At 51.3% G+C, this 13,253-nt stretch carries 13 protein-coding genes; 9 read left to right on the top strand and 4 right to left on the bottom strand.

The features are described 5' to 3' along the window. Together A7090_RS19880 and cysQ are read left to right on the top strand one after the other, a co-directional pair. A partial coding sequence (locus A7090_RS19880; RefSeq protein WP_000718334.1) for a transposase domain-containing protein occupies positions 1 to 144 on the top strand: 144 nt, incomplete at its 5' end. 229 nt (positions 145 to 373) lie between these two features. After that, entirely contained in the window at positions 374 to 1,114 is a 741-nt protein-coding gene (gene cysQ / locus A7090_RS19875) for a 3'(2'),5'-bisphosphate nucleotidase CysQ (RefSeq protein WP_105275303.1), read from the top strand. On the opposite strand, the gene A7090_RS19870 is transcribed toward cysQ, so the two are convergent. Continuing rightward, positions 1,104 to 1,661 carry a YtfJ family protein gene (locus A7090_RS19870; RefSeq protein ID WP_105275302.1) on the bottom strand — a complete coding sequence of 186 codons (558 nt, stop codon included), beginning with the start codon at positions 1,659 to 1,661 and terminating at the stop codon, positions 1,104 to 1,106. The genes cysQ and A7090_RS19870 overlap by 11 nt on opposite strands. 324 nt (positions 1,662 to 1,985) lie before the next feature. Between A7090_RS19870 and A7090_RS19865 the strand changes: the two genes are divergently transcribed. Next, positions 1,986 to 2,192, top strand: coding sequence for a DUF1107 domain-containing protein (locus tag A7090_RS19865; protein ID WP_000689228.1), 207 nt, complete (start codon positions 1,986 to 1,988; stop codon positions 2,190 to 2,192). 61 nt (positions 2,193 to 2,253) lie between these two features. Here the strand turns inward: A7090_RS19865 and A7090_RS19860 are convergent, their stop codons facing one another. Together A7090_RS19860 and msrA are read right to left on the bottom strand one after the other, a co-directional pair. Next, entirely contained in the window at positions 2,254 to 3,597 is a 1,344-nt protein-coding gene (locus tag A7090_RS19860) for a hemolysin family protein (RefSeq protein WP_105275301.1), read from the bottom strand. Between the two features lie 187 nt (positions 3,598 to 3,784). Then, the gene (msrA, locus tag A7090_RS19855) at positions 3,785 to 4,423 is read right to left on the bottom strand and encodes a peptide-methionine (S)-S-oxide reductase MsrA (RefSeq protein ID WP_105275300.1); all 639 of its coding nucleotides are present in this window, start codon (positions 4,421 to 4,423) and stop codon (positions 3,785 to 3,787) included. Between the two features lie 205 nt (positions 4,424 to 4,628). On the opposite strand from msrA, the gene tamA reads away from it, so the two are divergent. From tamA to A7090_RS19825, 5 genes are all read left to right on the top strand, one after another. Then, the gene (gene tamA, locus A7090_RS19845) at positions 4,629 to 6,362 is read left to right on the top strand and encodes an autotransporter assembly complex protein TamA (RefSeq protein WP_105275298.1); all 1,734 of its coding nucleotides are present in this window, start codon (positions 4,629 to 4,631) and stop codon (positions 6,360 to 6,362) included. Then, complete coding sequence (tamB, locus tag A7090_RS19840; RefSeq protein ID WP_105275297.1) at positions 6,359 to 10,138, top strand: autotransporter assembly complex protein TamB; 3,780 nt, start codon at positions 6,359 to 6,361, stop codon at positions 10,136 to 10,138. Before tamA ends, tamB begins: the two co-directional genes overlap by 4 nt. A 2-nt stretch (positions 10,139 to 10,140) precedes the next feature. Continuing rightward, positions 10,141 to 10,482, top strand: a complete 342-nt coding sequence (locus A7090_RS19835; RefSeq protein WP_105275296.1) for a gamma-glutamylcyclotransferase family protein — start codon at positions 10,141 to 10,143, stop codon at positions 10,480 to 10,482. Positions 10,483 to 10,694: 212 nt separating this feature from the next. Continuing rightward, positions 10,695 to 10,946: an AbrB/MazE/SpoVT family DNA-binding domain-containing protein gene (locus A7090_RS19830; protein ID WP_105275295.1), complete on the top strand. Its 252-nt coding sequence runs from the start codon at positions 10,695 to 10,697 to the stop codon at positions 10,944 to 10,946. Beyond that, positions 10,940 to 11,290: a type II toxin-antitoxin system ChpB family toxin gene (locus A7090_RS19825; RefSeq protein ID WP_105275294.1), complete on the top strand. Its 351-nt coding sequence runs from the start codon at positions 10,940 to 10,942 to the stop codon at positions 11,288 to 11,290. Before A7090_RS19830 ends, A7090_RS19825 begins: the two co-directional genes overlap by 7 nt. Positions 11,291 to 11,362: 72 nt before the next feature. Here the strand turns inward: A7090_RS19825 and ppa are convergent, their stop codons facing one another. After that, positions 11,363 to 11,893, bottom strand: coding sequence for an inorganic diphosphatase (ppa, locus tag A7090_RS19820; protein ID WP_000055075.1), 531 nt, complete (start codon positions 11,891 to 11,893; stop codon positions 11,363 to 11,365). Between the two features lie 309 nt (positions 11,894 to 12,202). On the opposite strand from ppa, the gene ytfQ reads away from it, so the two are divergent. Next, positions 12,203 to 13,147: a galactofuranose ABC transporter substrate-binding protein YtfQ gene (gene ytfQ / locus A7090_RS19815; RefSeq protein WP_105275293.1), complete on the top strand. Its 945-nt coding sequence runs from the start codon at positions 12,203 to 12,205 to the stop codon at positions 13,145 to 13,147. The last annotated feature ends 106 nt before the right edge of the window (positions 13,148 to 13,253 follow it).

Raw genomic sequence — 13,253 nt, 5'->3', positions numbered from 1 at the left:
TTGTACTCGCTGATCGGCACATGCCGTCTGAACAATGTGGAGCCAGAAAAGTGGCTGCGCTACGTCATTGAACATATCCAGGACTGGCCGGCAAACCGGGTACGCGATCTGTTGCCCTGGAAAGTTGATCTGAGCTCTCAGTAAATATCAATACGGTTCTGACGAGCCGCTTACACTTAATCATCAGGGACATCCTTTTATCATCGGGAATACGAAAGAAAAGGGAGAGTAAACGTCTTACTTATAGAACAGTGAAGAATGCCACAATTTTACGCTTTGAAAATGATGACACTATCACAGTTGGCGCATTCATTAACGATAGGGTATAAGTAAAACAATAAGTTAACACCACTCACAGAGACGAGGTGGAGAAATGTTAGATCAAGTATGCCTGCTTGCACGGAATGCAGGCGATGCCATTATGCAGGTCTACGACGGGATGAAACCGATGGACGTCGTCAGTAAAGCGGACAATTCTCCGGTAACGGCAGCGGATATTGCCGCACACACCGTTATCATGGACGGTTTACGTACGCTGACACCGGATATTCCGGTCCTTTCTGAAGAAGATCCTCCCGGTTGGGAAGTTCGCCAGCACTGGCAGCGTTACTGGCTGGTAGATCCGCTGGATGGTACTAAAGAGTTTATTAAACGTAATGGCGAATTCACCGTTAACATTGCGCTCATTGACCACGGCAAATCGACTTTAGGTGTGGTGTATGCGCCGGTAATGAACGTAATGTACAGCGCGGCAGAAGGCAAAGCCTGGAAAGAAGAGTGCGGCGTGCGCAAGCAGATTCAGGTCCGCGATGCGCGCCCGCCGCTGGTGGTGATCAGCCGTTCCCATGCGGATGCGGAGATGAAAGAGTATCTGCAACAGCTCGGCGAACATCAGACCACGTCCATCGGCTCTTCGCTGAAATTCTGCCTGGTGGCAGAAGGGCAGGCGCAGCTATACCCGCGTTTCGGGCCAACGAATATTTGGGACACCGCCGCCGGTCATGCCGTGGCTGTGGCTGCCGGAGCGCACGTTCACGACTGGCAGGGTAAACCGCTGGATTACACTCCGCGCGAGTCGTTCCTGAATCCTGGGTTCAGAGTGTCTATTTATTAATTAATTTATGCAGCAGGTCCATCACTTGCTGCACCTCTTCCTGAGTGAGTGCCCCGTCTTTGGCCCATTGCACGCGACCATCCTTATCCAGCACCACTACAGCGGAACTTTCTTCATCCAGTTGCCAGGCGCCGCGCGCGACGCCATTGCTATCGACAATAAACTGTGACCAGGGATAAAGCTTTTTATTACTCTCCAGACTGCTGCGCACAAACATACTGGAACCCGGAATCGCGTCGTTGGTGTTAACAATGGTGGTGGTCTGGTAACGATCGTGCGGTAACTTCGCTGATTTAATCGCTTCAATCAGCGTCGCGTTTTTCTCTTTTGCGGAGGTGCGACCAGCAATATGTTGCAGTACTCGCACTTTTCCCACTAACTGCGCGCTGTTCCAGGTTTTGTAACTAAACTGATCTTTATCAAGCTCTAACTCGCCACGATCGGTAATGCCAATCGGCGGCACTCGCTGACCGGTTTCGAACTGATGTGCGGAAGCCATCATCGGCAACAGCAGGTAGGTGAGTGCCAGAATCTTGCGTAGGGTCATGGTGTTTCCTTCTTATGATGTGCAGGTGATCCGACCACTTGGGTCTGACTTTTAATCATATGTGCTATTTATCGAATTTCCCGCAAGTGTGATGCCAGTTTGCGCTCAAGCGCACAAATCATATGAAAAATGAATGCTTATACTGAAGACCGCGCTTCGGTAAAAAGATAATTCTGAATAATTGTAACCTTCAGGTAAAAAAAGTTATACACGGTGGAAACATTGTCCGGATAGTCTATATTCACTAAGCATTAAAATTTGCGCCTCATAATAGTTGGTCCGATTGTGGCACCGCACAGGCGTAATACTCAGCAGGAGATAACAATGAAAATTTTCCAACGGTACAACCCACTGCAGGTGGCGAAGTACGTAAAGATCCTGTTCCGTGGACGGTTATACATCAAGGACGTTGGCGCTTTTGAATTTGATAAGGGTAAGATTCTTATCCCAAAAGTGAAGGATAAACTGCATTTGTCAGTGATGTCCGAAGTTAACCGTCAGGTTATGCGTCTGCAAACAGAGATGGCTTAACCAAAGTGCTATGCAGTAGGTAAGACGGCTCCTGATTCAGGAGCCGTTGATGTTTCTGGGGTTACGCGACGCTTTCTTCTTTATCTTTAGCGTCAGGCAGTTTTGGCGAAAGGGCAGTGGCCTTGCTGTCGATCCGTGTCACCAGCAGTTGGTCGATGCGGTAGTTATCGATATCCACCACTTCAAATTTGTAGCCGGCGAATTTCACCGAATCGGTACGTTTCGGGATCTTACGCAGCATAAACATCATAAAGCCGCCGATGGTTTCGTAGTTGCCCGACTGCGGGAACTCGTCAATATCCAGCACGCGCATTACGTCGTCAATCGGGGTGCCGCCGTCAATCAGCCATGAGTTTTCATCACGCGCGACAATCTGCTCTTCCAGCCCCTGACCGACCAGATCGCCCATCAGCGTGGTCATCACGTCGTTGAGGGTGATGATCCCCACTACCAGCGCGTACTCGTTCATGATCACCGCGAAGTCTTCACCCGCGGTTTTAAAACTTTCCAGCGCCTCTGAAAGGGTTAACGTATCCGGCACAATCAGTGTGTTGCGAATTTGTACGCCGCTGTTCAGTGCCAGGCTTTGGTTAGCCAACACGCGGTTCAGCAGGTCTTTAGAATCGACATAGCCGATGATGTGGTCAATATCTTCATTACAGACGAGGAACTTAGAGTGCGGATGTTCTGCCACCTTATTCTTCAGACTTTGCTCATCTTCGTGGAGATCAAACCAAATCACGTTTTCACGCGATGTCATTGAAGATGGAACTGTACGGGATTCCAGTTCAAAGACGTTTTCAATCAGCTCGTGTTCCTGTTTACGTAACACGCCCGCCAGCGCACCGGCTTCTACTACCGCGTAGATGTCATCAGAAGTGATGTCATCTTTACGTACCATTGGCAATTTGAAGATACGGAAGATCATGTTCGCCAGGCCGTTAAAGAACCACACCAGCGGGGTGCAAACGTACAGGCAGAAGCGCATCGGGTTGATGATACGCAAAGCCACAGCTTCTGGCGCAATCATACCGATGCGTTTCGGGGTTAAATCCGCAAACAGGATAAACATGCCAGTCACTAACGAGAAAGAGAGAATAAAGCTCAGTTGCTCAGAGAGTTCTGCCGACATGTAGCGGGAGAACAGGCTGTGAAAAGCGGGAGAAAATGCTGCATCACCGACGATACCGCCGAGAATCGCCACTGCGTTCAGACCGATTTGTACCACGGTAAAGAACATGCCGGGGTTTTCCTGCATATTCAGAACGCGTTGGGCATTTATATTGCCTTCATCAGCCAGCAGTTTAAGTTTGATTTTGCGTGAGGCGGCAAGCGAGATCTCGGACATCGAGAAGAACGCACTTACAGCGATCAAGCAGAGTATGACTAAAATACTGTTTAACATATCTTATCCGACCTTTCAGGCCAGATCCTCGGAAGGGGAAGTTGATTACTTTGTGTGAAATACACATTGAAAGCCGATTCGAAGAAAGTGAACCGGCATTTTCAGTGGCTAGTATAGCGTAAGGTACTGTAAAGCCGCCAGAGGGTTAAAATTCACACTGCTGATAAATGCAAAACAGCTTGATGCGCTATGCTTCCGGCGGCAGACAGACGCCAATTCCACCAATTCCACAATAACCATACGGGTTTTTATGCAGATATTGCTGGTGATCATCTTCGGCATAATAAAACGGTGTGGCATTAGCGATTTCCGTGGTGATGTGACGATCGTCATCGGCGGCAAGCATCGCCGCCTGAAAACGTTCCAGACTGGCGCGAGCGGCGGCATTCTGTTCTGGAGTCAGCGGATAAATTGCTGAACGATACTGCGTGCCGTGGTCATTGCCCTGACGCATTCCCTGGGCGGGATCGTGATTCTCCCAAAAAACCTGTAGCAACTGTTCATAGCTGATGACGGAAGGATCGTAAACAATGCGTACCGCTTCGGCATGACCAGTATTACCGGAGCACACTTCCCGATAAGTTGGGTTTGGCGTGTAACCGCCGGTGTAACCTGCGGCGGTGCTGTAAACGCCGGGTAACTGCCAGAACAGACGCTCCACACCCCAGAAACACCCCATCGCAAAAATGGCAATCTCCATTCCGTCAGGTACATTGGTCATGGAGTGACCGTTGACCGCATGCAGCGTGGCTACGGGCATCGGGGTGTTACGTCCAGGCAGGGCATCGGCGGGGGAAACCAGATGCTTTTTATCAAATAAACTCATGGTGTCGCTCTCCCGAAAATTGGTCATTGGGGTTAAGGTTGTAACAAGAGACGTATTTGCACACAATAATCGCCGTGAATAGGTCTAAAGTAAAACATAAGAAATATTTGGGGTTTAGTCTGCTTTTTAATCCATATTACTGGATTTTTGTTAAGCCGTTTAACGGCGTTCCAGGGGCAGGAACAAAGGATATTCAGGAGAAAATGTGCGCTATATCCGACAGTTATGCTGTGTAAGCTTACTCTGCTTAAGCGGATCTGCCGTCGCTGCGAACGTCCGTCTACAGGTCGAAGGGTTATCGGGGCAGCTGGAAAAGAACGTTCGTGCGCAGCTTTCTACAATTGAAAGTGATGAGGTAACGCCAGACCGTCGCTTTCGCGCCCGTGTCGATGATGCCATCCGCGAAGGTCTGAAAGCTCTGGGTTATTACCAGCCGACCATTGAATTTGATCTCCGTCCACCGCCAAAGAAAGGGCGGCAGGTATTGATCGCCAAAGTCACGCCAGGCGTGCCAGTGTTAATTGGCGGCACTGATGTGGTATTGCGCGGCGGCGCGCGGACCGATAAAGACTATTTGAAATTGCTCGATACTCGCCCGGCTATTGGCACTGTGCTGAACCAGGGCGATTATGAAAATTTCAAAAAGTCCTTAACCAACATTGCGTTGCGTAAAGGCTATTTCGATAGCGAATTTACCAAAGCGCAATTGGGCATTGCGCTCGGCCTGCATAAAGCTTTCTGGGATATTGATTATAACAGTGGCGAACGTTACCGCTTTGGGCATGTGACCTTTGAAGGATCACAAATCCGCGATGAATATCTGCAAAATCTGGTGCCGTTTAAAGAGGGCGACGAGTACGAGTCAAAAGATCTGGCTGAACTGAACCGCCGACTTTCTGCTACCGGCTGGTTTAACTCGGTGGTGGTGGCACCACAATTTGAGAAAGCGCGCGAAACGAAAGTATTACCGTTGACGGGCGTGGTTTCGCCGCGCACAGAAAACACCATCGAAACCGGGGTCGGTTATTCTACGGATGTAGGACCGCGTGTGAAAGCGACGTGGAAAAAACCATGGATGAACTCCTACGGTCACAGCCTGACCACCAGTGCCAGTATTTCCGCGCCGGAACAGATCCTCGACTTCAGCTATAAAATGCCGCTGCTGAAGAACCCGCTGGAACAATATTATTTGGTACAGGGCGGTTTTAAGCGTACTGACCTGAACGATACTGAATCTGACGCCACTACGCTGGTGGCTTCTCGTTACTGGGATCTCTCCAGCGGCTGGCAGCGTGCCATTAACCTGCGCTGGAGTCTCGACCACTTTACCCAGGGTGAAATTACCAACACTACAATGCTGTTTTACCCAGGTGTGATGATTAGCCGTACGCGTTCTCGCGGTGGCCTGATGCCGACCTGGGGCGACTCGCAACGCTACTCTATCGACTACTCCAACACGGCCTGGGGCTCGGATGTCGATTTCTCCGTTTTCCAGGCGCAAAACGTCTGGATCCGTACACTGTACGATCGCCATCGTTTTGTTACGCGCGGCACGCTGGGCTGGATTGAGACCGGTGATTTCGACAAAGTACCGCCGGATCTGCGTTTCTTCGCCGGGGGCGATCGCAGTATTCGCGGCTACAAATACAAATCTATCGCCCCGAAATACGCCAACGGTGACCTGAAAGGGGCCTCGAAGTTGATAACCGGATCGCTGGAGTATCAGTACAACGTGACCGGAAAATGGTGGGGCGCGGTGTTTGTCGATAGTGGCGAAGCGGTAAGCGATATTCGCCGCAGCGACTTTAAAACCGGTACCGGGGTTGGCGTGCGCTGGGAATCGCCGGTCGGGCCAATCAAACTCGATTTTGCCGTACCGGTCGCGGATAAAGACGAACACGGGTTACAGTTTTACATCGGTCTGGGGCCAGAATTATGAGTTTATGGAAAAAAATCAGCCTCGGCGTGGTTATCGTTATCTTACTGTTGCTGGGATCGGTGGCATTTCTGGTGGGCACCACCAGCGGCTTGCATCTGGTATTTAAAGCGGCAGATCGCTGGGTGCCAGGACTGAATATTGGCAAGGTCACCGGCGGCTGGCGCGATCTCACCTTGTCTGATGTTCGTTATGAGCAGCCAGGTGTGGCGGTAAAAGCGGGCAATCTGCATCTTGCGGTCGGGCTGGAGTGCCTGTGGAATAGCCGTGTTTGTATTAATGACCTGGCGCTGAAAGACATTCAGGTCAACATCGACAGCAAAAAAATGCCTCCTTCTGAACAGGTTGAAGAAGAGGAAGACAGTGGTCCGCTGGATCTCTCCACGCCGTACCCCATCACCCTGACGCGGGTGGCGCTGGACAATGTCAACATCAAGATTGATGACACCACGGTGTCGGTGATCGACTTCACCTCCGGCCTGAACTGGCAGGAGAAAGCCCTGACCCTGAAACCGACATCGCTGAACGGTCTGCTGATTGCTCTGCCAAAAGTGGTGGAAGTGGCGCAGGATGAAGTGGTTAAACCGAAAATTGAAAATCCACAGCCGGAAGAAAAGCCGCTCGGCGAAACGCTGCAAGATCTCTTTTCTCGCCCGGTATTGCCGGAAATGACCAACGTGCATTTGCCGCTCAACCTGAACATTGAAGAGTTTAAGGGCGAGCAGCTGCGCGTGACGGGTGACACGGACATCACCGTGCGCACCATGCTGCTGAAAGTGAGCAGCATCGACGGCAATACCAAACTGGACGCACTGGATATCGATTCCAGTCAAGGGATCATCAACGCCAGCGGCACGGCGCAGCTGTCAGACAACTGGCCGGTGGATATCACCCTCAACAGCACACTGAACGTGGAGCCGTTGAAAGGTGAAAAGGTGAAGTTGAAAGTGGGCGGTGCGCTGCGTGAACAACTGGAGATTGGCGTTAACCTTTCCGGTCCGGTGGATATGGATTTACGCGCCCAGACGCGACTGGCAGAAGCCGGATTGCCGCTCAACGTGGAAGTGAACAGCAAACAGCTTTACTGGCCGTTCTCTGGTGAGAAGCAGTATCAAGCGGATGAGCTGAAACTGAAACTCACCGGTAAAATGACCGATTACACGCTCTCTATGCGTACGGCTGTGAAGGGACAGGCGATCCCGCCCGCCACCATTACCCTCGATGCCAAAGGTAATGAACAGCAGGTCAATCTTGACAAACTCACCGTTGCGGCGCTGGAAGGGAAAACTGAACTCAAGGCGTTGCTCGACTGGCAGCAGGCCATTAGCTGGCGCGGTGAGCTAACGCTTAACGGCATTAGCACCGCCAAAGAGTTCCCGGACTGGCCGTCGAAACTCAATGGTTTGGTTAAAACCCGCGGTAGTCTGTACGGCGGCACCTGGCAGATGGAGGTGCCAGAACTGAAGCTGACCGGTAACGTCAAACAGAACAAAGTGAACGTTGACGGCACGCTGAAAGGCAACAGTTATATGCAGTGGATGATCCCAGGGCTTCATCTGGAACTGGGGCCAAACAGTGCCGAAGTAAAAGGTGAGCTGGGGGTAAAAGATCTTAACCTTGACGCTACCATCAACGCGCCGGGGCTGGATAACGCGCTGCCAGGACTTGGCGGTGCAGCGAAAGGGCTGGTGAAAGTACGCGGTACGGTGGAAGCACCACAACTACTGGCAGATATCACCGCACGCGGCCTGCGCTGGCAGGAACTTTCCGTGGCGCAGGTTCGCGTGGAAGGCGATATCAAATCCACCGACCAGATTGCAGGTAAACTCGACGTGCACGTTGAGCAAATCTCGCAGCCGGATGTGAATATCAACCTCGTCACTCTGAATGCCAAAGGCAGCGAAAAGCAGCACGAGTTACAACTGCGGATTCAGGGCGAGCCGGTTTCCGGGCAGTTAAACCTCGCAGGCAGTTTTGATCGCAAAGAAGAACGCTGGAAGGGAACACTTAGCAATACGCGCTTTCAGACGCCAGTCGGCCCGTGGTCGCTGACCCGCGATATTGCGCTGGATTACAGCAATAAGGAGCAAAAAATCAGCATCGGGCCACACTGCTGGCTTAATCCGAATGCGGAACTGTGCGTGCCGCAAACCATTGATGCCGGGGCTGAAGGGCGGGCGGTGGTGAATCTCAACCGCTTCGACCTGGCTATGCTGAAACCGTTTATGCCAGAAACCACTCAGGCCAGCGGTATCTTCACGGGTAAAGCGGATGTTGCCTGGAATACCACCAAAGAAGGGCTGCCACAGGGCAGTATCACCCTTTCGGGGCGTAACGTGCAGGTAACGCAAACCGTCAACGATGCGGCGCTGCCGGTGGCGTTTCAGACGCTGAATCTGACGGCGGAACTGCGTAACAACCGTGCTGAACTGGGCTGGACCATCCGTCTGACCAATAACGGCCAGTTTGATGGTCAGGTGCAGGTGACCGATCCGCAAGGCCGCCGTAATCTTGGTGGCAACGTTAATATCCGTAACTTCAACCTTGCGATGATAAACCCCATCTTTACCCGTGGGGAAAAAGCAGCGGGGATGGTGAGTGCTAACTTGCGTCTGGGCGGTGATGTACAAAGCCCGCAGCTTTTTGGTCAGCTCCAGGTTACGGGTGTGGATATCGACGGCAACTTTATGCCGTTTGATATGCAGCCGAGTCAGCTTGCGGTCAACTTTAACGGTATGCGCTCGACGCTTGCCGGTACTGTGCGAACCCAGCAGGGTGAAATCTACCTGAGCGGTGACGCCGACTGGAGCCAGATAGAAAACTGGCGGGCGCGGGTAACGGCGAAAGGCAGTAAAGTGCGGATCACCGTGCCGCCGATGGTACGAATGGATGTATCGCCAGATGTTGTATTCGAGGCTACACCAAACCTGTTTACCCTCGACGGTCGCGTGGATGTCCCGTGGGCACGCATTGTGGTGCATGAGCTGCCGGAAAGCGCAGTAGGCGTCTCCAGCGATGTGGTGATGCTTAACGATAACCTGCAACCGGAAGAGGCAAAAACGGCGTCGATTCCGATCAACAGTAACCTGATTGTCCACGTTGGCAATAATGTACGCATCGATGCCTTTGGCCTGAAAGCACGACTGACGGGCGATCTCAACGTTGTACAGGACAAACAAGGGCTGGGCCTGAACGGGCAGATCAACATTCCGGAAGGGCGCTTCCATGCGTATGGCCAGGATCTGATTGTGCGTAAGGGGGAGCTACTATTCTCTGGTCCACCGGATCAACCGTATCTTAATATCGAAGCCATTCGTAACCCGGAAGCTACAGAGGATGACGTGATTGCCGGAGTTCGTGTCACTGGTCTGGCAGACGAACCGAAAGCGGAGATCTTCTCTGACCCGGCGATGTCGCAACAAGCTGCATTGTCTTATTTGCTACGTGGACAAGGGCTGGACAGCGATCAGAGCGATAGCGCGGCGATGACCTCGATGCTGATTGGTCTGGGGGTTGCACAAAGTGGTCAGATTGTGGGTAAAATCGGCGAGACGTTTGGCGTAAGCAATTTAGCGCTCGACACCGAGGGAGTAGGCGATTCCTCCCAGGTGGTGGTCAGCGGCTATGTATTGCCAGGTCTGCAAGTGAAATACGGCGTGGGTATATTTGACTCTATAGCAACACTCACGTTACGTTATCGCCTGATGCCTAAGCTATATCTGGAAGCCGTGTCTGGTGTAGACCAGGCACTGGATTTGCTCTATCAGTTCGAGTTTTAGCAATGCGAATATTTGTCTACGGCAGTTTACGCCACAAACAAGGCAACAGTCACTGGATGACCAATGCCCAGTTACTGGGCGATTTCAGTATCGATAACTACCAGTTGTATAGCCTGGGCCACTATCCAGGCGCAGTTCCGGGGAACGGAACAGTACACGGTGAAGTTTATCGTATTGACAACGCCACGCTGGCCGAACTTGATGCCTTGCGCACCAGGGGCGGTGAATACGTGCGCCAGTTGATTCAGACGCCGTACGGGAGTGCATGGATGTACGTTTATCAACGACCCGTCGATGGATTAAAGCTAATTGAAAGCGGCGACTGGTTAGACAGGGATAAGTAATAATAAAAACGCGCCACCTTCGGGTGGCGCGTTTTTTATGCGATGCATCTCGCGATTTTTTTTGTAACTTCCCCATCTTTTGCTTTTCTCTCCGAGCCGCTTTCCATATCTGCAATCGCATAAAAAGCTCTGCTGGCGTTCACAAATGTGCAGGGGTAAAACGTTTCCTGTAGCACAGCGAGTTATACTTTGTATAACTTAAGGAGGTGCAGATGCGCATTACCATAAAAAAATGGGGGAACAGTGCAGGTATGGTCATTCCCAATATCGTAATGAAAGAACTTAACTTACAGCCGGGGCAGAGCGTGGAGGCACAGGTCAGCAACAACCAACTGATTTTGACACCCGTCTCGAAGCACTACTCGCTTGATGAACTGCTGGCGCAATGCGACATGAATGCACCGGAACTGAGCGAGCAGGATGTCTGGGGTAAATTCACCCCTACGGGTGACGAAATATGGTAAAGCGAAGCGAATTTGAACGGGGAGACGTTGTGCTGGTCGGCTTTGATCCAGCAAGCGGCCATGAACAGCAAGGTGCTGGTCGACCTGCGCTTGTACTCTCCGTTCAAGCCTTTAATCAACTGGGGATGACGCTGGTGGCCCCCATTACCCTGAGCGGAAATTTTGCCCGATATGCCGGATTCAGCGTTCCGTTACGCTGCGAAGAAGGTGATGTGTATGGCGTGGTATTGGTGAATCAGGTGCGAATGATGGATTTACGCGCCCGCCAGGCAAGGCGTATTGGTCTGGCTTGTGACGAGGTGGTGGAAGAAGCGTTATTACGTTTGCAGGCAGTGGTGGAATAAGGCGTATTTATTGCGGGCAAAAAACCCTTACTAACCGGAGCCCGGCGTTCAGGGTTATTGTGCCAGAAGAACTTATTTATTCTTTGCGCGCTCGAAGGAGGCAACGATTTCCGCTTTAGCGGCTTCTGCGTTTTCCCAACCTTCAACTTTAACCCACTTGCCTTTTTCGAGGTCTTTGTAGTGCTCGAAGAAGTGAGCAATCTGTGCTTTCAGCAGCTCTGGCAGATCGTTAACGTCTTTAATGTGATCGTATTCTTTGCTCAGCTTGCTGTGCGGAACGGCAACCAGTTTCGCATCTTCACCAGCTTCGTCGGTCATTTTCAGAACGCCAACCGGACGGCAACGGATCACAGAACCCGGCTGCAGCGGGTACGGAGTCGGGACCAGTACGTCAACCGGGTCACCATCCAGAGACAGGGTGTGGTTGATGTAACCGTAGTTGCACGGATAGAACATCGCGGTGGACATGAAGCGGTCAACGAACAGTGCGCCGCTCTCTTTGTCGATTTCGTATTTGATCGGATCTGCGTTAGCCGGGATCTCAATAACAACGTAGATGTCTTCCGGCAGATCTTTACCCGCAGGGACGTTGAGTAAGCTCATGTCTGTTTCCTTTAAAAATATGTGGCAAACAAGTGCCGAGTATTATAGCCAACTCGCGGCGAATGTCTTCGCTTGTTTTCGTCTTCATTTCCCTTTTTCGCCAGTTTTAAGGCGGTTTACAGAGCAGGAAAATCCATAACCGTAGCCGCATTTTTCATAGTGAGATGAAAGCGATTACAAACTTTTGATTAACGTTTTATTTACTTTTTTGAAGTGTGATGTAACGCAATCCGTTACATAACGAATTGTCTATAGTTTTTTCGCGAACATCTTTTCACCAATAATCATCACCCCGACGAGGACAACCCTATGTGGAAACGCTTACTTGTAGTCTCTGCAGTCTCGGCAGTCATGTCGTCTATGGCGTTGGCCGCTCCTTTAACCGTAGGATTTTCGCAGGTCGGATCGGAATCCGGCTGGCGCGCCGCAGAAACCAATGTGGCGAAAAGTGAAGCCGAAAAACGCGGAATCACGTTGAAAATTGCCGATGGTCAGCAAAAGCAGGAAAACCAGATTAAAGCGGTACGTTCCTTCGTCGCGCAAGGGGTAGATGCGATCTTTATTGCTCCGGTGGTAGCGACGGGGTGGGAACCGGTATTAAAAGAGGCAAAAGATGCCGAAATCCCGGTCTTCTTGCTTGACCGTTCCATCGATGTGAAAGACAAATCTCTCTATATGACCACCGTTACTGCCGACAACATCCTCGAAGGCAAGCTGATCGGTGACTGGCTGGTAAAAGAGGTCAATGGTAAACCGTGTAACGTGGTTGAGTTGCAGGGCACCGTTGGGGCTAGTGTTGCCATCGACCGTAAGAAAGGCTTTGCCGAAGCCATTAAGAATGCGCCAAATATCAAAATTATCCGCTCTCAGTCCGGTGACTTCACCCGTAGTAAAGGCAAAGAAGTGATGGAGAGCTTTATCAAAGCGGAAAACAACGGCAAAAATATCTGCATGGTTTACGCCCATAACGATGACATGGTAATTGGCGCGATTCAGGCGATTAAAGAAGCAGGCCTGAAACCAGGCAAAGATATTCTGACAGGTTCTATCGACGGCGTACCGGACATCTACAAAGCGATGATGGATGGCGAAGCGAACGCCAGCGTTGAACTGACGCCGAACATGGCAGGTCCCGCTTTTGACGCGCTGGAGAAATACAAAAAAGACGGCACCATGCCAGAAAAGCTGACCCTGACCAAATCCATCCTTTACCTGCCTGATACCGCAAAAGAAGAGTTAGCAAATGCCCCGTAAACCCTCGCCCAATCGGGCGGAGATATAAGGGGAGCTAATCAGGGAGACTGTAATTTAAATTGTGTATCTGCCTGTTTTTGATATGTTCACTCCAACACCGGAGACA

Origin of the sequence: Escherichia sp. MOD1-EC7003 (genome assembly GCF_002965065.1) — a bacterium.
Taxonomy (GTDB): domain Bacteria; phylum Pseudomonadota; class Gammaproteobacteria; order Enterobacterales; family Enterobacteriaceae; genus Escherichia.
This window is presented reverse-complemented; position numbering and strand designations above follow the sequence as displayed.